General features: G+C 43.7%; 16 protein-coding genes. 9 read left to right on the forward strand and 7 right to left on the reverse strand.

What is annotated here, in order from left to right; translation table 11 throughout:
• Positions 1–279: 279 nt before the first annotated feature.
• Positions 280–1,038: a metallophosphoesterase family protein gene (locus AB0756_RS03040; RefSeq protein WP_038082589.1), complete on the reverse strand. Its 759-nt coding sequence runs from the start codon at positions 1,036–1,038 to the stop codon at positions 280–282.
• Positions 1,039–1,293: 255 nt separating this feature from the next.
• Here AB0756_RS03040 and AB0756_RS03045 point away from each other — a divergent pair, with 255 nt between their 5' ends.
• On the forward strand, positions 1,294–2,118 hold the full coding sequence (locus AB0756_RS03045; protein WP_038082591.1) for a nucleotidyltransferase: 825 nt from the start codon (positions 1,294–1,296) through the stop codon (positions 2,116–2,118).
• Positions 2,119–2,515: 397 nt separating this feature from the next.
• Positions 2,516–5,638 (forward strand): PAS domain S-box protein, encoded by a 3,123-nt coding sequence (locus tag AB0756_RS03050; RefSeq protein WP_050046498.1) that lies wholly within the window; start codon positions 2,516–2,518, stop codon positions 5,636–5,638.
• Here the strand turns inward: AB0756_RS03050 and AB0756_RS03055 are convergent.
• The 4 genes from AB0756_RS03055 to AB0756_RS03070 all read right to left on the reverse strand — a co-directional run bounded on the left by AB0756_RS03055 (position 5,633) and on the right by AB0756_RS03070 (position 9,281).
• On the reverse strand, positions 5,633–5,968 hold the full coding sequence (locus AB0756_RS03055) for a hypothetical protein (RefSeq protein ID WP_038082592.1): 336 nt from the start codon (positions 5,966–5,968) through the stop codon (positions 5,633–5,635). The genes AB0756_RS03050 and AB0756_RS03055 overlap by 6 nt on opposite strands.
• A gap of 156 nt (positions 5,969–6,124) precedes the next feature.
• Complete coding sequence (locus AB0756_RS03060) at positions 6,125–6,409, reverse strand: glutaredoxin family protein (protein ID WP_038082593.1); 285 nt, start codon at positions 6,407–6,409, stop codon at positions 6,125–6,127.
• 106 nt (positions 6,410–6,515) lie between these two features.
• A complete protein-coding gene (locus AB0756_RS03065) occupies positions 6,516–7,262 on the reverse strand; it encodes a hypothetical protein (RefSeq protein WP_038082594.1) in 747 nt (248 codons plus the stop codon).
• 294 nt (positions 7,263–7,556) lie between these two features.
• A complete protein-coding gene (locus tag AB0756_RS03070) occupies positions 7,557–9,281 on the reverse strand; it encodes a pentapeptide repeat-containing protein (protein WP_038082595.1) in 1,725 nt (574 codons plus the stop codon).
• 1,059 nt (positions 9,282–10,340) lie between these two features.
• On the opposite strand from AB0756_RS03070, the gene AB0756_RS03075 reads away from it, so the two are divergent.
• From AB0756_RS03075 to AB0756_RS03090, 4 genes are all read left to right on the forward strand, one after another.
• Positions 10,341–11,096: a hypothetical protein gene (locus AB0756_RS03075; protein WP_050046500.1), complete on the forward strand. Its 756-nt coding sequence runs from the start codon at positions 10,341–10,343 to the stop codon at positions 11,094–11,096.
• Positions 11,097–11,223: 127 nt separating this feature from the next.
• A complete protein-coding gene (locus AB0756_RS03080) occupies positions 11,224–11,592 on the forward strand; it encodes a hypothetical protein (protein ID WP_050046501.1) in 369 nt (122 codons plus the stop codon).
• A 264-nt stretch (positions 11,593–11,856) separates the two neighbouring features.
• Positions 11,857–13,554 (forward strand): FAD-dependent monooxygenase, encoded by a 1,698-nt coding sequence (locus tag AB0756_RS03085; protein WP_038082597.1) that lies wholly within the window; start codon positions 11,857–11,859, stop codon positions 13,552–13,554.
• A 134-nt stretch (positions 13,555–13,688) separates the two neighbouring features.
• Positions 13,689–14,807: an alpha/beta fold hydrolase gene (locus tag AB0756_RS03090; RefSeq protein WP_038082598.1), complete on the forward strand. Its 1,119-nt coding sequence runs from the start codon at positions 13,689–13,691 to the stop codon at positions 14,805–14,807.
• Between the two features lie 50 nt (positions 14,808–14,857).
• Here AB0756_RS03090 and AB0756_RS03095 read toward each other — a convergent pair whose 3' ends face one another.
• Positions 14,858–15,781 (reverse strand): phosphotransferase, encoded by a 924-nt coding sequence (locus tag AB0756_RS03095; RefSeq protein ID WP_082051850.1) that lies wholly within the window; start codon positions 15,779–15,781, stop codon positions 14,858–14,860.
• A 374-nt stretch (positions 15,782–16,155) separates the two neighbouring features.
• Here AB0756_RS03095 and cysH point away from each other — a divergent pair, with 374 nt between their 5' ends.
• The 3 genes from cysH to bchD all read left to right on the forward strand — a co-directional run bounded on the left by cysH (position 16,156) and on the right by bchD (position 20,404).
• Positions 16,156–16,875, forward strand: coding sequence for a phosphoadenosine phosphosulfate reductase (gene cysH / locus AB0756_RS03100; protein ID WP_038082599.1), 720 nt, complete (start codon positions 16,156–16,158; stop codon positions 16,873–16,875).
• Positions 16,876–16,997: 122 nt separating this feature from the next.
• A complete protein-coding gene (locus AB0756_RS03105) occupies positions 16,998–17,819 on the forward strand; it encodes an EndoU domain-containing protein (protein WP_038082600.1) in 822 nt (273 codons plus the stop codon).
• Between the two features lie 488 nt (positions 17,820–18,307).
• Positions 18,308–20,404, forward strand: coding sequence for a magnesium chelatase ATPase subunit D (bchD, locus tag AB0756_RS03110; protein WP_038082601.1), 2,097 nt, complete (start codon positions 18,308–18,310; stop codon positions 20,402–20,404).
• A gap of 44 nt (positions 20,405–20,448) precedes the next feature.
• Here the strand turns inward: bchD and AB0756_RS03115 are convergent, their stop codons facing one another.
• Entirely contained in the window at positions 20,449–21,240 is a 792-nt protein-coding gene (locus AB0756_RS03115; protein ID WP_038082611.1) for an RNA polymerase sigma factor SigF, read from the reverse strand.
• Between the last annotated feature and the right edge of the window lie 164 nt (positions 21,241–21,404).

A 21,404-nucleotide genomic window follows, 5' to 3' on the forward strand; every position in this document is an offset into this window, starting at 1 on the left:
TGCGATGCGATTTCACAGCGAACGGAAGCGAACTTGCACGGAGAAAGCCACTCGATTTCATTCGAGAAGTGCTGCCATTCGCCCATGAGGTGACTTGAAGTGAGATGTGAGATTACATACGCCGTAACCGTTGGTTTTCAAGAGTAAATATTTTTATATTGTCTACTTCACTAGCCCTGGGGAGTTTTTCTGATTTTAATACAATTATTTTGGGGCGGGCAAGATAGCCCACCCCACAAGATGCATTACTTCCCGTATTTATTTCAACATTCGTAACAATTAAACACTCACAACCCCTGCATCAACTGCAAGTTCTAACAGGTGAAAAGGTGGTTGGTCGGGAAGCGTTTTCTTCAGAAGCGGCATGGATACGTTATACACCGGAATGTTACTTATGGTTCGCCCCTCTATATGACCGTTATGAGCGTGACCGTGAAAAGCAGCAGTCACCGAATATCGGGTGAGTGGTTCCTCAAGACGACTCGACCCGAGAAATGGAAAAATTTCTGGCGGTTCACCCTCGACGGTAGCCTGGATTGGGGAATAGTGAAGTACAGCAATGCGCTGAGAAGTTTCCAATCTCGCTAATGCAGATTCTAGTTTTAAGGCTTCATTCACTGCCTCATGGACAAAATGCTTGATGGCTTCTTCACCCCAAGCTCCTAACGCCTTAGAACCAAAGCCGCCAGCAAATCCCTTCACCCCAGCAAAACCAATACCCTTAATCTCACAAGCATCCCCATCAAGCACCCGCACACCTGCTTCGGTAAGAATTTGTTTGACCTCATCTTGCTTTCCAGATTCATAATCGTGATTGCCAAACACAGCGATAGTTGGAATTTTGGCAGATGCTAGCTCTTTGACAAGAACTTGGGCTTCCTCAGGCTGCCCGTAGTCTGTTAAATCGCCGCATAGCAACAGTACGTCGGCAAGCTCGCTCGCTTGCTCAAACACGGGTTGTAAGGTTCCCTGAGATGTCTTGGTACAATGGATATCTCCTACTGCTGCTATACGCACTACATCCTTCGTTGTCGCCATCAGTTTTTCCCCATTCAACTTAACTCAATCATGGCGCAGTTACTGGGTAGATTTTCATGCATCAATAGGAGCATTTGTTTTTAAGATATATCAGTATTTTTACAGAGTACGGCTTCGCTCTCTGGATTGAAGATTTATTTTGAGTTTTCAAGGACGATCGAGTTCTTACGCAGTTACGCATTTGTCTCCCTCATTTTTAGGTAAAAGCCTGAAAACGAGGGTTTAAAAGGATCTGGGAAGTCAAATATAAAGAATATGCAAACTGAGATAATTACTCAAATTGAACTCGAACCGCAAACTCGCGCTTTCTACTGTCAAGCACTCCAACTCCTAAATGAGTCTAAAGTGCCATTTCTGGTTGCAGGAGCATTTGCTTTTGAGCGCCACACGGGTATTGCACGTCCGACAAAGGATTTGGATATTTTCGTTCGCCCAGAAGATAAAGAGCGAATTATGGAAGTTCTATCTGCGGCGAGTTGTCATACTGAAGTGCATTCACAACACTGGTTAGCGAAAGCCTTCTGTGGTGAAAACTTTGTTGATATTATCTTTAACTCTGCTAATGGTATTACTGAAGTTGATAATGGCTGGTTTCAGCGTGCTGTCAGCGTGGAAGTGCTGGGTATTCCCGTCCGAATTTGTTCGCCTGAAGACCTATTGTGGTCAAAGTCCTTCATCATGGCTCGCGATCGCTATGACGGAGCAGATGTTGCTCACGTAATTCTCACTTGTGCTGAACATTTAGATTGGTCATACCTGCTTCATTGCTTTGGCTCAGACTGGCGAGTCCTCTTCAGCCATTTAATTCTTTTTGGCTTTATCTACCCAGCAGAGCGATCGCGCATACCAAACTGGGTAATGCAAGAATTATCCAAGCGGTTGCAAGATGAAATCAACAATCCCCCCCCAAAGGAAAAACTCTGTCAGGGAACGCTACTCTCACCATTACAGTATCTTATTGATGTAGAAAAGTGGGGATATAAGGATGGAAGGCTTCAGCCTGCAGGGAATTTGACAGTAGAAGAAGTTTCTCAATGGACAACAACACTGACTGAAGAAATCAAAAGTAAATCTGATTGAGAAGGAAGACATTTGCGAACTACCCCGCCGCTCCCTGCGGACGGGGCTTCTGTACTCATAGGCGAGTGCCGTAAGAGCGATCGCTCACCTGCTTGCCATTAACTCAATTACGACAGCAAATTTGTAGCCATCTTATCGCTAAGAATACACCTTTTTTTTATCTGTACAGTACCCTACCTAACGCACCCACCCCTATGTTTCTAGCTAGGAGCAATAAGGCTTATTAGCTACTTCTCCTCCGATTGGAGAAAATTTCCCATCTCTGTCTTAAGAAGGTAAGCTGGGTTATACTACTTGTCCTATGATAATTTTATCTAAATCTAGAGAGTGATGACCCGATCGCTTGGCGAACCTGGGAAAGCTTTGTTGAAGAAATATTTCCCAGAGGAGAAATTGGATGTCTGAAACAGTTCCTTCTGTAAGTTTAGACGATATTTTGATGACAGCAGCGTTAGCTGAGCGATCGCCTAGAACCCCTAACTTACAGGCTGAAATTCAATCTCTTCACTTGCTGACTCGGCAACTGGCAGAGCAACCTCAAATGATGCTCCAAGCCTTAGTCTCTGCTGCGAAGGAGCTTTGTCTGGCGGGAACCGCTGGAGTGAGCTTACTGGAAGTGACTCATGATGGGGAAGAAATCTTTCGCTGGAGTGCGCTTGCTGGAGCGTTAGCAAGCTATGAGGGAGAGACAACCCCCAAAAACTTTAGTCCCTGCGGCATCTGTCTGGACCGCCAAGCTCCTCAACTTTATTCCTATCCCGAGCGGTACTTCCCCTACCTTAAGATAGCAAAACCTATCATTGTTGAAGGTTTAGTGATTCCGTTGATGAATGCTAATCAACCGTTGGGTACGATCTGGATTGTGTCCCATGACGAAGCACGGCGGTTTGATGCTGAAGACGTGCGGATTATGACCAGCCTTGCTGACTTTACCTCTGCTGCCCTACAGAGTATTCATCTGCGTCAAACGGCTATTGTTGCCTTGCAGCGCGAGCAAGTTGCCCGTGCTGAAGCTGAGGCAACCCGTCAAGCCTTGGATGAATCGGCGCAACGAGCCATTGATATTCTTGAAAGTATTACAGATGCCTTCGTGTGTGTCGATCGGGAATGGCGAATTACCTATGTCAATCAGGAAGCTGCCCGATTAACGAAACTGCAACCGGAGGAAATGACTGCTAAGACGTGGCAAGAAATGCAACCCTGGGCGATTGGTACAGTCATGGAGCAAACTTATCGTCGGATTGTGGCAGAACCGGGTGCAGCACATTTTGAGGTGTTCGATGAACCTTCTTCCATGTGGCTAGAAATTCATGCCTATCCCTGTAAGGCTGGTTTCAGTATTTATTTTCGAGACATTACCGGGCGCAAACAGGACAAAGCCAAACGCCAGCAAGCAGAATCCGCCTTGCGCGAAAGTGAATCCCGTTTTCGTCTAATTGTTGAAAGTGCGAAAGATTATGCCATCTTTACGCTCGACCTTAATGGACACATCACCAGTTGGAATTCTGGAGCCGAGCGGTTGTTAGGCTACAAAGAGGCAGAAATTATCGGTCATGACAGTCGCATTATCTTTACACCGGAGGATAAAGAAACCGGACAAGCCGAGCAGGAACTTCAGACCGTTCTGACCCAGGGACGGGCAGAAGATGAACGCTGGCACCTTCGTAAAGATGGCAGCCGTTTCTTTGCCAGTGGCTTGATGATGCAACTGCACAATGAAGCAGGCGACGTTCAGGGACTGGTCAAGATTTTGCGAGATAGAACGCGATCGCACCAGGCAGAGGAACGCGAGCGTTTTCTGGCAGATGCCAGTCAAGTTTTGGCAAAATCGATCGATTACAAAACCACAGTGTTTAATATTGCGCGGATCTCCGTGCCGTTTCTAGCTGACTTTTGTTTCTTCGATCTCCTCAATTCCAATCACCAGATCGAACGAGTTGGCTGGCATCACCGCGATCCGACAATGCTCAATTGGTTTGAGCAGTTACAGCGTTATGTGCCGCCGCAAGACTATGAAAGCCATCCCGTTATGAACGTCCTTGCCAGTGGCAAAGCTAACTTTGTGCCTTATGTCACTGAGGCATGGATGCAAACAGCAGCCACCAGTGCTGACCATCTGCAATTCATGCGAGACTGCCAGATGCGATCGCTAATCGCCGTCCCTCTGATTGCTCATGGTCGAAAACTCGGAGTATTAACCATTTGCTTAAGCGCAAACTCCAAGCGCTACTACCAAAAGTCAGATGTGGCAGTGGCAGAAGAATTAGGACATCGGGCAGCATTGGCGTTAGACAACGCCCGTCTTTACCAGCAGGCGCAGGAAGTCAACCGAATGAAAGACGAGTTTTTGGCAGTGCTATCGCACGAGTTGCGATCGCCCCTTAATCCAATTTTGGGTTGGCTTCAGATGATTAAAAGAGGCAATCTAGATAAAGCCCAAACAGCGAAAGCCTGGGCAACCATTGAGCGAAATGCCAGATTGCTTGCCCAACTGATTGAGGATTTGCTGGATATCTCCCACATTCTACGCGGTAAGCTCAGTCTAAATGTGGGGCAAGTTAATCTGGCGGCAACCATTCAAGCAGCCATTGAAACTGTACAGTTGGCAGCCCAAGCCAAATCGATTGAGATAGAGACAACGCTCGCTCCTCAAATTCCATCTATTTTGGGAGATGCCACCCGATTACAGCAAGTCGTTTGGAATCTCCTCTCCAATGCGGTTAAGTTCACACCGTCAGGAGGGCGGCTCGAAGTGTGTTTGTCAATGTCATCACTTAAAGGCAAAGAGCAAATGACAAATGACACAGACGCGTCAGCAGTTTCCTGCAGGGTAGGAAAAATGACAAAGTATGCCCAAATTACCGTCCGTGACACAGGCATTGGCATTCATCCCAACTTTTTGCCATTTGTATTTGACTACTTTCGGCAAGCTGATGGAGCGACTACCCGCCGATTTGGAGGATTGGGCTTGGGGTTGGCGATCGTGCGTCAATTGGTTGAGGCGCATGGTGGGACGGTGTGGGCAGAAAGTCCGGGTGAAGGACAGGGGGCAACCTTTACGGTGAGGCTGCCGCTTACACCTGCTCAACCCCAAGAGCATGAAGACAATCACCCCTCTGAGGGTGCTGGTAGTTTACAAGGCACGCAAATTTTAGTAGTTGACAATGAGATCGATTCGTTAGAGTTCATCGCTTTTGTATTGGAGCAAGCCGGAGCAAACGTCATGACAGCCACTTCCGCAGATGAAGCGTTAGCACTGTTAACCCAATTCCTGCCAGATGTGCTGCTTAGTGATATTGGGATGCCAAATCGGGATGGCTATAAGCTGATGCAGCAAGTGAGATCGCTCCTACCAGAACAGGGTGGACAAGTTTTGGCAATCGCCTTGACTGCTTATGCGGGGGATATTAATTATCAGCAGGCAATGGCAGCTGGCTTTCAACGGCATCTTGCCAAACCTGTTGAGCCAGAGGTATTAATCAGCGCAATTGCTGATTTAGAGAGCAAACCACTGTTATAGACCCGCGTCACTTGTTCTAGCTTGTATTTCTTTGAGAGTCTGTTGAATCTCGTTTAGAATTATCTGTTGCTGCTCTCGTTCATGCCGTGCTTGTTCAGCATACTCTCGTGCTTGTTCAGCATATTCTCGTGCTTGCTCAGCAGACTCTCGTGCTTTTTCGCTTTCAACTCGTACTTTTTCATTCTTCTGCCGTACTTCCTCCTCTAAGTGACGAACGTTTTCAGCAAACTGCCTATCTTGTTCAGCAGACTCTCGTGCTTGTTCAGCAGACTGCCTGACTTCCTCGGAAATTTCTTTTTGGTTATCATTAAAACTCTCAGTATTAGGCATCTGTTTGTTCAGTTTGTTTTTAGGAAGAGCGAGTCATATCAAGTTCGGCGGATAAACACTTAATTTTTCAGTTTGTAGTTGGAATGCATACGAAGACAGCGCAACTACAAACTAATAATTAACCAGACATGATACCATTTTTACAAAAAACTTCTTCTAAACATACTTCTGAAGCGTTTTTTCCAGCTGCTGCACCGTCGCTCTAGGAGAAGGGCGAGGTAAAGGCTGCTCTGTTCCCTCTTCCTCAGCGCCTCTACTGTTTACAAGACAAAGTACTGGAATCTCGTATTGATACGCCTGAAACCAATCGTCACGAGTCGTAATATCCCGAATTTCCAATTGTAGAGATGTAATACTTTGCTTCTCCACAATTTGTTCCAACTTTTCTTGTAAACCCTCACACAAATGACATCCCGGCTTGCTGTACAAAATTAATCGCATTGCCTCAAGTGAACTGATACGCTTTCATATCTTACACTGCACGGCAAGTCATGTAGAGAAATTCAGTATCACGAACAAGCAGGCAAAATTTTATATCACTGTGGAGTCAGTCGTCGCTTTGATAAGGAAAGCCGCGTCCTTCCAACCAATTGTGTTTATTCACTAGGTTTGTAATAGCTTGCCGAATCGATGAAGCGTTGAAATCTCGTACTACAAGATCTGGCAAAATGGCAACTTGTTCCTCTACCCATTCAAGATTTTTTACTCGATCGTAGAAGTATTTTTCACTCCAGATATTAAGACCAATTCGCGAACCATCCAAAAACTGTATTATTGCATTGCAAAACTCATCATCAAAATGCTGCTCCTCTGTTGTACTATACTCATCGATCTCAACCCATATATCAAATTTATTAGTTGAACTATTCATTCTTTCTGCTATCTTAGGTTGCAAAACTATTGACTCTATACCATCTGATTTGAGATAGGTATACAGCCATTCCATTTCAGATTGAGTACCACTATATAGAATGGAAGGGTTTTCCCTAAGAGTTTTAAGCTTTTGATGTAATTCTAATGCAGACAGTTCTAGTATTTTGCGTAATGATTTGGTAATATTTTGCTTTTGTTGGTTAAAATTTTCGATTATTATCTCCCATTCTCCCTCATCTTTCAAAATTTCTTGTCGTATCTCTTCTGGTGAGTAGCCAATCCCGTCAAATTCCATTGAAGAGCCACAAAAAGGACAACTATAGGAAATGTACCATCTTAGCTTATTATTGATTGCTGTTTGCCCAATTTTAAACGGAATCAAGTTATGACATTCATGACAGGAATTTTGAATCAAAACCATATATTATTTCACAACCATTTGAAGTAAATTGCAATTTTTAACGCGCCGCTTTGTCGCAAGCATAGGTAATTGTATCCCCATATTTGCTAGCAAAAAATATCTAATACCAATTTTCTATAAAGATAAAGATGCATCTAATTAGTCCGCGCAGGCGGACTTTGTTTGTATAGCCCCACATTTCTAATGTGAGGGAATTTTAAGCGCAACCTCATATAGAATTAGTATAAGAAAAACATCCCAACGTAGTAGAGTTGGGATGTTTTTCTTCAGAGAAATTTATTTTTTTGTGTTCCCTTACAGCGCTGCAATCAGTTGTTGCACCCTTTCTAAACCACTAGTGTCATTGCGCTGATTGTAGATTTTTGCAGCCTGCTCAAAAGCTTGCTTAGCTTCAGATACCTTTTTCAAAGCCAACAGGGAATTCCCCTTGTTTTCATAGGCTTCTGCGTACTTGGAATTGCGTTCAATCGCGCGATCGCAATCCTTAATCGCATCATCATACTTCTTACGAGCAAAGCGAGCAAGACTTCGTTGATAATACGCTTCAGTATAATCACTATCTAGCTCGATAGCCCTATCGAAATCTTTTGTTGAATTCTTGTAATCGTCTAGAGCTTGACGAGTCAGCCCCCGATTGAAATAAGCCCAAGCCCAATTGTTAGAATTATCAATGGCTTTGTCAAAATCTTTAAGTGCTGCGGTGTAGTTTTTCAGGGCATACTGAGCCACACCCCTGCTATTATATGCCTCAGATAATTTAGGATTTAGACGAATAGCTTCAGAAGCATCTGCAATGACAGCTGCATAATCTTTTTGAATGCGGTAAATTGTCGCCCGTCCGTTATACGCTTCGGCATATTTAGGATTTATAGCGATCGCCTTATTAAAATCAGCTAAGGCGGCTGGGTAGTCTTTTTGGTCGAGGCGCGTTAATCCCCGACTGTTGTATGCTCTGGCATAATTGGGGTCAACTTCTATGGCTTTATTGTAATCGGCGATCGCACCTTCATTATCTGCCAGTTGGCTCTTAGCAAGACCCCGACTCGTGTAAGCTTCCGCAAATTTGGAATTGACTTCAATTGCTCGATTGTAGTAGGCGATCGCATTCTTATAATCGCTCTTTTTATAACGATTATCCCCCCAGCGGGTATAATCGGGAGCCTCCGCAATAAAACCATCACTTGGTAACTGAGCGGTATCTATATTCGCACCCCTAAGATCTGCATCAAGCAGAGTTGCGCCCCTAAAATTCACACCCGCGAGTTGTGCGCCACTTAAGTCGGCGTTATCAAGATTGGCATATTGCAAATTACTTCCTTGCAAGTTGGTATTACTCAAATCCGCACGGCGCAAGTTAGCATAACTGAGATTGGCACTTTTCAACTGCACGCCTCTCAAGTTAAAGCTATCCAAGTTTGCCCTACTGAGGTTAACACCATTGAGAGAAACACCAATAAGATTCACATTTCTCAAATCTACGCCACTCAAGTTCACCCCATCAAAACTCACACCATTCAGGTTGACATTATTCAATCGCACGCCCCGAAGATCCGCATTAGTGAGAGTAACTCCACTGAGACTGACGCCACTGAGATCGGCATTACTTAAATTTGTATTGCTTAAATTAGCATTTCTGAGGTCTGCACCACTTAAATTAGCACCACTGAGATCGGCATTACTTAAATTAGCTCCACTCAAGTCAGTGCGAAATAGATTTGCACGGAATAACTTAGCACTTTTTAAATCAGTATCTCTAAGATCGGCACCACTTAAGTCTGTACCACTTAAGTCTGCATTTGTTAAATTAGCATCATACAAGTCAGCACGAACGAGATTTTTCCGGCTGAAGTTAGTGTAACTAAGATCGCATTTAGAACATCTGTTAGTTTCCGTTAGCTGTTTAACGTGTTCTGGTTTTTCAGCATAACTCGGAAGTGCTACTAATATTGGAGCAAAGAACGCGATAGTAGCGAAAAACTTTTGAATACTTCTTTTATAGGGAGTCGTTGATCTAAACATTACCATTACTTGCGCTTAACCAGGAAGATACCTGACCGACTTAGCTAGATACCGATGTATCTGAAAAGCTATTTCCCATAACAGATGCTTCTCTCGTTAAGTTTGTTCCTGGGGATTGAGGGGAGACAAGGGAGAGGGGGGAGATAAGAGAGATAAGGGAGATAAGGGAGATAAGGGAGAGGGGGGAGACAAGGGAGAAAATTCTACCTTCTTAAAACGTTGTTACTAAATGTAAAAACCCCTCTCATTTTTTGGAGGGGCTTTTGTAAAGTTTTTTATTAAATTTAAAATTTTTTGCCCTAGAAGAGGCTCATGATGGTAATGATTCCAGCACTTGTCAGCACAACTAAAGCTCCCATTGCAACTGATACACCGATTGGATTTGGAGTATTTGAACCGTTCATTTCTTAAACCTCTGCTTCTAAGGTATGTTTTTTAAAGATATCAGTACCTCTACATAGTTCAATCAAATCATCCTAAAACTTAAAAAAGCTTTACCTAACTTCATAAACACTCCAGTATTTGCTTATTTAAACACCAGAAAATTCCAAGTGGGGCTACAAGGTACGTTGTTTTCATTCCTTGGCTGAACCTAAGCCCCAAGCACTGTCTCAAGATTTCTGCTTTCCAAATACCCTCAGGGCGAACTTTTTTTCAAGAATGATTGTGAAAAACTACAAAATTTAGATTTTGAGCGGAATCCGTAGAATTTACAGTATAAAAATTTTAAGAATGGGTTAAATTGGCAATATACGGTTAATTTCTACCGATAAGTACAAATTTTCTTAATTAACGCTATACATTGTTGGTGATAGCGAAGACAGAGCAACTACAGCAATCTTATTTGATTGGTGAAACGAAGGGTATGCAATGCTAGCAAGTTAAATAACTTTTAAATTGAAGAGAGCTTACCAGAGCACGGAAAAAATCGTCTTATCGCTTTGATAATTAACCGGATTGATACTATCTCATCTACCAGTCATTTAAATTATGATACTTAAAAATATAAAAAATAATACCTTCTCTTGTATATGCTTTTGTTTCTTTTGGTACTGTTTAATGAGTTTGGCTGTTGGATTTCTCACGCGGAAATCTCTCACTAATTTGGTTGGTTGTGAATTTCTAGCACTTGCAATCAATTTAGTATTAGCCAGTTTAATACCTAAAAAACTTGCATATAACGGTATTCTGGCTGGCGCAGGTTTTCTTTCTGGAGTTGGGGGTATTTTAGGGACTTTTTCTATTTTTTCTGTTTTTGGGCTACCTTTCTTCCTTATAAACTTATCTACAAGTGTCTTTTGTTATATTTTTGCTCGTAATTTAATAGATTTCCATATCAAGAATAAAGTAAATTTTTTAGAAGATAAACATGACAAGCTTGGTCGTACATTTATAAGTGTACTGCTCGGTCTGGAAATTTTCATATCTTTTACTCTTTTAAAGAGTATGTTTAATTCATTGATCGTTGGAGCTTTTATGATTCTTGTCCTTAGTTTACCTATCTCTACAATCTTTCTTCTAAGAATTAGTTTTTTTAAAATCCCCCAAGACAAGATTATAGTTCTTTGTGGAATGCTAAATGGAATTTGGTTAATTAGTACAACTCAAGTAGAAATGGGAACATTAGATGCTACTAAAGCTCTCTTTTTCAGCTTCATAATTATGAGTTGGTCAATAGCGAGCAGCACTGCTCTCTTATTACAGAATTTCCAGTACAAGTATGGTAAATTACAAACACGTTTGGCGACGACTGTAACTGCTGTTTTAGGTATGGTAGCGGGAATAATTCCCTATTTTGTCTGGCAAGGATATTAAGTTTTATGTGCGATTTCAAACACGAATTCTATTATAAAGTTTGAATTTATGGGAATACTACCAGTACAATCCTCAAGAATGAAATAGAGGATGGAGTACACAGTTAACTTCCTGTGGGAGAGCGATCGTGAGTAGAACTGTATGGATTGTGCTGGGAATATCATCAATAGTAGCTGCTGTTTCTCTTCTGGTACAGGCTCCAGATGTATTTGCTACTCGACCACCCGACAAACAGCTAGAATTCATACTTTTTCTGGCAGGATTGGTAGGATTGTGTGGAACGTTTGCTGTTGCGTGTTTCTTTCCTAAAAGTCATCCCATTACCTTACGAATCATCGGTGCAATCGGTGTTGTCTCCTGTGTTTTCTCAATATATAGCAGTTTTCAAGATCGCAGCTTGAACTGGATAGGAGTCGCTTCGCGTTTATCCATAGTTTTGGGTTTTTGGTTACCTGGTTCTATTTATCTTTTGCTAAAAGGTAAAATGACAACCTAGTCAACAACACTCTTCATTAAGTTGCGATCGCTCATTTTTAAAGGGTGAGAGGAATTAATATCTAACTTTTCGTCGATCTGCACTGCTCTTGCTGCCATAAATCTGCTTCCGGTTTGAGATGAGCTTAGGAAACTTGAGGGCTTTACCAAACTAAGCGAGTTTAACTGACTCCATCTTAAGGATTATTTTACTAAACCGTGTGGTAAGTTTACTAAACAGTTTAGTAAAATTTAATGAGACGCATTAAAGAAGAATGGCAACACGATGACTCACTCTCAAGCACAAGCATTGATCGTCGGTGCTGGACCAACGGGTTTGACTATGGCGATCGCACTCACACAACAGGGCATTTCCTGTCGCATTGTCGATAAAGTTATGCCACGTCCCCTAATAGAATCGCGGGCACTAGGCACTCACTCCCGCACGATGGAAATTTTTGAACACATGGGAGTCTTACAACCCATGCTGGAGCAGGGACGGCAAGTGCATAGTTTCTCTTTCTATGCTGAGGGTAAATACCTTGGTCGCCTCACCTTTGACGAACTCGATGCTCCCTATCCCTTCTTGCTGATGCTGCCCCAAAGCGGGACAGAGCGAATTTTGCTTAGTCGCTTAGAAGAGCTTGGCGTAGTTGTAGAGCGTCCAGTAGAAATGACAGCACTCAAACAAACTACTGACAATGTTTGGGTAACTCTACGAGACGCCAATGGTAATGAAGAAGAGGTGGAAACATCCTACCTAGTTGCCTGTGACGGTGGACGCAGCACCGTCCGCAAGTTGCTCAATCTTGACTTTGAAGGGGTCAAGATGCAAGGACAGTATCTCGTTGATTGCCAGATTGACTGGGAACAGGAAAGACCCGGTGAGGATGGATATCTCTACATGAACTCAAAATCGATGTTGGTGTTTGGAGAAATGCCTGGAGGACTTTGGCGAGTCATCGTCTCCATGCAACAAGACGATCCACGCATGAAGCCCGAAAAACCAACACTGGAATTGATGCAAGCATTAATGGATGAACATCCTGGCATTAACGCACGGCTTCACGACATCACGTGGGCTTCTGCTTTTTACATTAGCAGTCGGATGGTGCAGCAATTCCGTCAAGGACGGGTATTCCTGGCTGGCGATGCGGCACACATTCACAGCCCGGTTGGAGGACAGGGGATGAATGCGGGAATTCAAGATGCTTACAACCTGTCGTGGAAACTCGCTCTATCTCTTAAAGGCTTTGGTAACGAGGCGTTGTTAGATAGTTACCACAGCGAACGCTATCCCATTATCAAACAGTTGTTACCTGCCACAGAAGTAGCAGAACACGCCCTCATGCTCCGCCAGCCGATCGCCACTGACCTGCGAAATCACCTACTCACCTTCGCTACCCATTTAGGATTTGTGCAATCGCTAGGTCGGCGGGCGATCGCTGGTTTTACCATTAACTATCGCCATAGCTCCATCGTAGATGAATATGAAATGCCGCTCTTAGAGCGATTGCAAACGTTGTTTCAAAGTGGTTCATCTCCTGGAATCCGCGACCATTTTGATTTTGATCGAGGTGCAACTGCGGGCGATCGCGCTCCTGATGCCATCGGTGTAGTTGCAAAAGGCAAGACCCAACGATTATTTGAAGTTTGGGCAAACGATCCACGTCATCAATTATTGATATTTACGGGCATTTCTGTCCAGCCGCAACGCATTCAACAGTTAAATCGATGGGTTCAACAGATAAAAGCTCAACATGGGGCATTGATTCAACCCTACCTCGTTACAACTCAATCCATCAGTGGTAATGACCTGGAATTGATTGATACTACTGGCGAAATGCACTGTCGCTATGGCGCACATTTCGAGTGCCTTTACCTTGTCCGTCCGGATGGTTACATCGGTTTTCGCAGTCAACCTGTTGACTTACAGCCATTTCAGGCATTTCTGACTAAATTGAATCTAGGAAAATTTCAATAATATCTCAAACTTCTAAGTCATTAAATTGCGATCGCCCTAAGAACAGCTTTTAAATCATTCTTGAGGTGGAAAATTAAACGATTGTCACTGTGGTATGAACCTAAAAGACAACGCAGCTTATGAGGTTTAAGCTCATGGTGTTCGTGCCTCTCAATTTCCTGCTCGTATGGTTCTTTCAACTGCTATCGATTGGGGTTCTCGGTGGGGGAATCTACATTCTTTATGAGTGGTATGAACGGGAATTGGTAGGGACTCCATATTTAGTAGGTGGGCTGGCGATGGTTTTGTGGTCTTTTGGCGGTCGTTTTATAAGTTTGCCCCTGCTACGTCGTCGTGGAGTAGAAGAACCAAAATTTATCCGCAGCCAAACCGTAAAGCGTCTGTCACGACCTGATGGTAGCGTATTGCAAGTAGAATTTTATGGAGATGAAGATGCACCACCAATTATTCTCTCACACGGTTGGGGACCCAACAGTACGGTGTGGTACTATGCTAAGCGACAACTGAGCGATCGCTTCCGCGTGATTGTTTGGGACTTACCAGGGCTGGGAAAATCCACTAGACCAAAAAATAACGATTACTCCCTTGAGAAATATGCCCGCGATTTAGAAGCCGTTGTTGCCATAGCAGGAGATAAGCCAGTTATTTTGCTCGGACACAGTATGGGCGGGATGATTAACCTGACATTCTGTAGGTTATTTCCAGAGCATTTGGGGCGAAGGGTCGCTGGCTTAATTCTTGTAGATACTACCTACACCAATCCAGTCAAGACTTGTATTTTTAGCAGTTTGATACGTAAATTGCAAAAGCCATTACTTGAACCCCTGTTGTACCTCACGATCGCGCTGTCACCGATTCTATGGTTGATGACTTGGCTTTCATATCTCAATGGTTTGCTGTATGTGAGCGTAGAATTATCCGGATTTACAGGTACAGAAACACGCGGTCAACTTAATTTTGCAGCGATATTATCAGCATTAGGTTCGCCTGGAGTTCTAGCTCGCGGTACATTGGCAATGTTTAAACATGAGGAAACAGAGACACTGGCAAAAATTAACGTTCCTGTTTTGGTTGTTTGTGGTGCAACAGATATAGCAACTAAACCCGTAGCGAGCGATCGCATGAAAGCAGAATTACCTCAAGCTGAAAGAGTCACTATCAAACCGGGCGGACACATGGCATTAATGGAGCAGAACCAGTACTTTGCCGAAGCTGTAAGTAGCTTTTGTACTGCCTGTTCCCTTAAACTGTAGTCAGCGCATTCACTTAATTGTAATCGGCATCCATAAAGCTGGTGGCTTGCTCAAGAACGTTTGCCATCAGCAATTTCTGTAGCACGCAAGTTATTGAGTATGGCTTTAGCAGGTTCAACCCAATCCGGTAACTCTGGCAGAAGTGCATATACCCAGACGACAGCGTGTAACTGCCGCATCTTATGGTATGGCTCTAGCTTTCCAAGGTCGGGAGCGTTAGGATAAGCTGAGATGCCTTCATCGTTAAGGTTGATTAAGTCCCAAGCGATAGAACCCTTACAAGTGTCCTCAAAATCGTTCCACAATATCCCTTCTGAAGTGTGGATTAAATTGAATGCATGAGAATCTCCATGCAGTGGTTGCAATGAACCAACAGAGTTATCTAATTCAGGAAGCAGGCGGTCGTATGTTTCTTGTAGCAGTGTCAGATCGCTTTCAGGAAGAATGTTACCAACCTGTTTCAGACGCTCAAGCCCGCGTGGAATATCGTTAAGAGGTGTCAAAAGCGGTAGTTCGCCAGGATAATCCCGCAGAACGGTATGCAAATCGGCAAGCATTCGCCCGACGATTGCAGGATCTGGTAAAGTGTCAGAGACAGGTGGAACGTAGCGCCAAAAGCTCATCATAAAACCATCGTGTTCGTGGGGGCTTGGCGGTAAGAGGTCGCTAGGTGCAACCACTGGAGCACCTTGCGCTGCCAAAAACTCAGTTACACAGAGTTCGCGTGCCAACCAAGACTCAATAGGCGATCGCAATATGGGAGCGATCGTACCGATCCGGGCGACCACTGGCGCGGGTCGCAGGTGGACTCTCACCGAATAAGTATTATGCAGTACATGGGGGTCTTCAACTCGAATGCCATGGGCAGAAGCGACAGCGATGGATGCAGCAACTGCACGAGCAGTAAGAACCGAACGGTCCGGTTTTTCAGAAAGCGACACCGGAGCTGTTTGCTCTGTAGAATCTTGATGCATAAAAAATCCACTCTTTGTATTATATTATAATACAAAATATCATACACAAAAAACTGGTTATCTCGCACAAGCGTAAATCCATCTGCGTCGAGGGTTCTATCTTTCCTTCGTGTTCTTTGCGACACTCTATGCTGTAACGGAGGTAATAATCCGCAATCACCTCAAGCTTTACAGTTATAATTTTTACTGAAACTCTCTTCAGTCATCAATTTAGAGATGGAAGACTTATTTGCCAAGTTGTTACTGGTGTTAAAAGATACTAATTTATACTCAATGTACTGAATTTATCTTTTCCAGAATTCCGACCAAGTTATGTGCCATTGTGGTGTAAAATTAAGTTACATTCAAGCTAGGAACAATTGGACTGGAAAATTATGACCACTGCGTTTAGACCCCAAAGTACCACTCTTGACTTAGACAAGTTAAATGAAAGATTCGAGACCGCTCATCCAAGAGAAATACTGGCGTGGTCTGTGCAAAATCACCAAACCGGACTGGTACAAACCAGCGCCTTCAACGTTGATGACATCATCATTACTGATATTCTGTATCGAGAACTCAAGCATCCAGTCCCCGTTATCTTCCTCGATACCCTTTACCACTTCCCACAAACACTAGAACTTGTTGCCAAAGCAAAAGACATCTACAACTTGGATTTGAAAGTTTACAAAACCCCTGACGTAGACAGTCGTGAAGCCTTTGTCGCTAAATATGGGGAAGCTCTTTGGGATACAGACATCGCTAAATTCCATGAAGTTACCAAGATAGAACCTTTGCAAAGAGGTCTTTTGGAACTGAACACCGTTGCGTGGATTACCGGACGTCGCCGCGATCAAGCTGTCACCCGTGCTAATATGCCCATCTTTGAATTAGATGGTAACAAGCGCCTCAAGATCAATCCTCTAGCAAATTGGACGCGCCAGCTATCTTGGGAATACGTTGCAGAACACGGTGTTATTTACAACCCATTACATGACCAAGGTTATCCAAGCATTGGTGATGAGCCAATTACAACTCCAGTAGCAGATGGTGAAGATGAGCGTGCTGGACGCTGGCGTGGAACTGGTAAAACAGAGTGTGGAATTCATATTTAATAAGATCCAAGAGAATCCCATCCCTTTGAAAGGGATGTGGAAATTTCCTCAGTCCTCAATCGGGTGGAAATTCCATCACTTGAGGGCTCATTTTTTGCTAGGTACAATAAATTATCTTGCAAATGAAACTCAAGCTATTAGCACCTATTTTTACTATCTTTTTGCTGACTAGCCCAATTTGGTTGCAAAACTCCGCAAACGCTCAGCAAAAAGATATCAAACTCATCCCCTTTTTTGACAGTGAAAACAATCCCGTACCCGTAGATTTCCCTGAAGGACAACAACTCGATATTTCCCCGCCACCACCACAACTGAATCCGTTTGACAAAGCTGTCTTGAATGTCTGCGGCTCTATAGGGACTAGAGTTAGCCCCAATAAATTCAAAAGGTTGCTGTCATATTATCCAGATGTCTTGCAAAAACTTCAGCAAGCAAGCAATGGGGAGTTGCGTCCGGGACGCAAGCAAAAATCACAATTTTTAGAAGATTTAACAGAAATTTGGTTTAAACGTCGCGGATTTGAACACATTTTTTGTGGAGAAATCTATAATGCTAATGATATTGGTGGCTTACATTTTTATGGCAGGTATTTAGAATTACAAAATCTGGGAATTGGAGGACGCTATGTCAGCGATACGACTCGCGAGGAAGTTGTTCCTGGAGTTATATATACATTAGGAGTTGTCATCAAGCAAGGTAACCAATTAGTGACAGATGTTATTAAAGGATACGGTTATCTTAGTAATGCTCAAGAAATGCTTTTAGATGTCACAAGAGTCTTTAAACTGCAAGGAGAAACTGACGGAGCTTGCATATATAATGCAAGCGATCGAGAAACTGGAAAAATTTTTCCTACAGTTTTTGTCAGGAAGGAAAAGGCAATAATTACCTACTACCCCGATGCGACGCCTAATGGTGAAAAATGTAAAGATTCGTACTTATAAAATTATTAACCGCAAAGACGAGTAAGCCCGCAGTCCCCCTTGTTAAAGGGGAGCATCCCAATTTGGCACATTGCCCTCAGAATAGAATTCTGGACGGCAGGCGCTTCAACGGGGGGAACCCTCCGCAGTTGCTCCTCTTGGGCAAAGCCCAAGACCGCACTGCTCTCCGCAACGCGCTGCCTCGGCTATACAAGCTAAGCCTGCGGAGGCAGGCTTAAGAGCAGTCCGCGCAGGCGGACTTTGTTTGTATAGCCGCGATTTCCAATCGCAGGTGTGTTTTTTCCAAATTGAGATGCTCCTTCTGAAAGTGGATTTGGGAGGATCTGTGAAACTTTGATAGATCGCCAAAAACTTTTCAGATATCCTCTAACCTAAAATTAACAGTATATTATGCGACTGCAAAAACCCGATCGCCTTCAACTTGGATTTTCAGGGACAATCATGTTTGGTATGCTGAAATTCTAGATTAACTTTTATTCAAAATGTCTATGCCCGCGCCTACCATTAACCCTCTCAGTACAGCCTTTCCCCTGACAGCCGTTGTCGGACAAGAAGCAATTAAGATAGCCCTGCTGTTAGCTGCAGTCGATCCGGGTTTGGGAGGTGTAGCGATCGCAGGTCGTCGCGGTACGGCAAAATCAGTTATGGCGCGTGCCATCCACGCCTTACTCCCACCGATTGAAGTTGTTAAAGGTTCTATTAGCAATTGCGACCCCAATCATCCAGAAGAATGGGATGACAAAATTTTAGAACACCTTGAAGCGCAGGATACCCAGTCCACAACAGTAGAAACAGAAATCATTCCCGCACCTTTTGTCCAAATTCCATTGGGCGTAACAGAGGACAGACTTTTGGGTTCTGTGGATGTAGAAGAATCGGTAAAACAAGGCGATACCGTTTTTCAACCCGGTTTGCTTGCTCAAGCAAATCGAGGTGTTCTTTATGTGGATGAAATTAACTTATTAGACGATCAAATTTCAAATCAGCTTCTCACAGTCTTATCAGAGGGACGCAACCAGATAGAACGGGAAGGGATTAGTTTTCAGCATCCCTGCAAGTCCTTATTCATCGCCACCTATAATCCAGAAGAAGGAACTCTGCGAGAACACTTACTCGATAGAATTGCGATCGCACTTTCTGCTGATGGTGTCCTTGGTTTAGACGATCGAGTCGCAGCAGTCGAAAAAGCAATTTCCTACTCCCGATCGCCGCAAGAATTTCTCAGACAGTACAGCGAAGATATAGACGCCCTCAAAACCCAAATTATCTTGGCACGGGAATGGTTAAAAGAAGTGACCATCACTCACGAACAAATTGGTTACTTGGTAGAAGAAGCAGTCCGTGGCGGAGTTCAGGGACATCGTGCTGAAATATTTGCCGTGCGAGTTGCCAAAGCATCTGCGGCTTTAGATGGACGCACGCAAGTCACTGCTGAAGATTTGCGGCGTGCGGTGGAACTCGTCATAGTTCCACGGACAACTATTATACAAACACCTCCGCCTGAAGAACCACCGCCACCACCTCCCCCACCTCAGAATCAAGAAGAACCTCAAGATAATTCCGAACAAGAACAAGAGGAGCAGGAGGAGCAAGAAGAAGAAAACCAAGAACAGCCAGAACAAGAACCACCAAGTGTCCCTGAAGAATTTATCTTCGATCCTGAAGGAGTCATTCTCGACTCCAGCGTGCTCTATTTTGCTCAAATGGCACAGCGACAAGGAAAATCTGGCAGTCGCAGCTTAATTTTTTCAGAAGATCGGGGACGATACATCAAACCGATGTTGCCCAAAGGAAAAGTACGGCGCATCGCTGTAGATGCGACTCTCCGAACTGCAGCCCCGTATCAGAAGGCGAGAAGGCAGAGGTATGAGAGTAAGGGACAAGGTAGCAACATTTCTCCGTTGTCTACCCCCTCTTCTCCAAAAAAGCGAGTCTTTGTAGAGCAAGGTGATATCCGCTCAAAGCGTTTGGTGAGAAAAGCAGGTGCTCTCGTTATTTTTATTGTGGATGCTTCGGGTTCTATGGCACTGAACAGAATGCAGTCAGCCAAAGGAGCAGTGATGCAACTACTGACAGAAGCTTATCAAAATCGGGATCAAGTTGCGCTGATTCCTTTTAGAGGAGAACAAGCAGAAGTTTTATTACCGCCAACTCGTTCTATTGCACTGGCGCGTAATCGTCTTGAAAGATTACCATGCGGTGGTGGTTCGCCACTCGCTCATGGTTTAACGCAAGCTGTACGTGTTGGTTTAAATGCTCAAATGAGTGGTGATATCGGTCAAGTCGTAATTGTAGCGATCACCGATGGACGTGGCAATATTCCTTTGTCGCGTTCTTTGGGTGAACCCCAAGAACCAGGGCAAAAACCAGACATAAAAGCAGAGTTGTTAGACATTGCTGCCAGAATACGAGCTGTGGGAATGCAGTTATTAGTAATAGATACTGAAAGCAAATTTGTTTCTACTGGGTTTGCTAAAGAGTTAGCCAAGAATGCTGGAGGTAAATACTATCATTTGCCTAAAGCTACCGATAAAGCTATTGCTGCTATGACAAAAGGAGCAATTTCCGATTTGAAAAATTTATAAATGGCTCGTGGAGGTTTGTACAATTAGCCATTAGCCATTAGCCATTAGCTTGCTATTCCTGTTGCAACTGTTTGTGGTTGTAACATGGTGACTAAGTCTTGGATTCCTTTTTGGAGATATCTGGTGACTGTCATGGGGCTGGTACCAATTTTCTTGGCTGCATCTTTCCGAGACAATTCTTTCAAGTACACCATTTCAACTGCCATGCGGGGCTTGTCTTCTAGCTTATTAATTGCTCCTTGAAGTTGTTGCTGTTCTTCTTCTAATTGTTGGATAACAGCAGAACGAGGACAGGGTAATGCTTCTCCTAAGGTGATTTGGCAGTCAACGTTTTGAACTACGGTAGCATCTAAACTTAAAGGCAATCTGTTTTGAGCAGCTAACTTGGTTTCTTGCCATTCTTGCACGGATACCTTAAGTTCTCTGGCAATTTCTGAATCTTTGGGAGGACGACCTAAAGTTAGCGATAATTCTTTACGGACTTTTTGTCCTTCATTATACAACTCTTGCCAGCGACGGGGAATTTTTAATAGGGTGCTGCGATCGCGTAAAAAGTGCAGCATCTCACCACGAATATAAGGAACAGCAAAGGAACTAAAAGCGTAGCCTTGGGTTGGGTCAAAACGCTCTATAGCTCTTATTAAACCAAAATAACCAATTTGTTCTAAATCTTCATATGGTTCGTTGCATTGATGGCTGAATTTATGAGCCATCTTGCGTACCAGCCCGGTGTGTAACTGTACGAGCTGATTGCGAAGTTTAATAGAAGGGTTCTGGTGGTACAACTGTAATAATTCTATGCCGTCAAACCGGGTAGAAGACTGATTAGTTGACATCATAATAAATTCCTCTTTAGTAACTACTGGTTTTTGGGAAAAATAAGAGTTGCGTATATGTTCTTCAAAGCTGTCATTATTTTCCTTAGGAAGCCCTTTAGGCACCATTCGTTGTTCCACTGAACTTGTAGGAGCCTCCCCCCTAAGAATCAGCATTTACACTG

This window comes from Tolypothrix campylonemoides VB511288_2 (genome assembly GCF_045999855.1).
GTDB lineage: Bacteria > Cyanobacteriota > Cyanobacteriia > Cyanobacteriales > Nostocaceae > Scytonema > Scytonema bouteillei_A.

What these genes read in the sequence shown, in the direction of transcription:
- bchD (WP_038082601.1), top strand. Translation starts at nt 18,308, where the DNA reads ATGCCCGCGCCTACCATTAACCCTCTCAGTACAGCCTTTCCCCTGACA.
- AB0756_RS03070 (WP_038082595.1), bottom strand. Translation starts at nt 9,281, where the DNA reads ATGTTTAGATCAACGACTCCCTATAAAAGAAGTATTCAAAAGTTTTTC.
- AB0756_RS03050 (WP_050046498.1), top strand. Translation starts at nt 2,516, where the DNA reads ATGTCTGAAACAGTTCCTTCTGTAAGTTTAGACGATATTTTGATGACA.
- AB0756_RS03085 (WP_038082597.1), top strand. Translation starts at nt 11,857, where the DNA reads ATGACTCACTCTCAAGCACAAGCATTGATCGTCGGTGCTGGACCAACG.
- AB0756_RS03090 (WP_038082598.1), top strand. Translation starts at nt 13,689, where the DNA reads ATGGTGTTCGTGCCTCTCAATTTCCTGCTCGTATGGTTCTTTCAACTG.
- cysH (WP_038082599.1), top strand. Translation starts at nt 16,156, where the DNA reads ATGACCACTGCGTTTAGACCCCAAAGTACCACTCTTGACTTAGACAAG.
- AB0756_RS03075 (WP_050046500.1), top strand. Translation starts at nt 10,341, where the DNA reads ATGAGTTTGGCTGTTGGATTTCTCACGCGGAAATCTCTCACTAATTTG.
- AB0756_RS03065 (WP_038082594.1), bottom strand. Translation starts at nt 7,262, where the DNA reads ATGGTTTTGATTCAAAATTCCTGTCATGAATGTCATAACTTGATTCCG.
- AB0756_RS03115 (WP_038082611.1), bottom strand. Translation starts at nt 21,240, where the DNA reads ATGTCAACTAATCAGTCTTCTACCCGGTTTGACGGCATAGAATTATTA.
- AB0756_RS03060 (WP_038082593.1), bottom strand. Translation starts at nt 6,409, where the DNA reads ATGCGATTAATTTTGTACAGCAAGCCGGGATGTCATTTGTGTGAGGGT.
- AB0756_RS03095 (WP_082051850.1), bottom strand. Translation starts at nt 15,781, where the DNA reads ATGCATCAAGATTCTACAGAGCAAACAGCTCCGGTGTCGCTTTCTGAA.
- AB0756_RS03045 (WP_038082591.1), top strand. Translation starts at nt 1,294, where the DNA reads ATGCAAACTGAGATAATTACTCAAATTGAACTCGAACCGCAAACTCGC.
- AB0756_RS03040 (WP_038082589.1), bottom strand. Translation starts at nt 1,038, where the DNA reads ATGGCGACAACGAAGGATGTAGTGCGTATAGCAGCAGTAGGAGATATC.
- AB0756_RS03105 (WP_038082600.1), top strand. Translation starts at nt 16,998, where the DNA reads ATGAAACTCAAGCTATTAGCACCTATTTTTACTATCTTTTTGCTGACT.
- AB0756_RS03055 (WP_038082592.1), bottom strand. Translation starts at nt 5,968, where the DNA reads ATGCCTAATACTGAGAGTTTTAATGATAACCAAAAAGAAATTTCCGAG.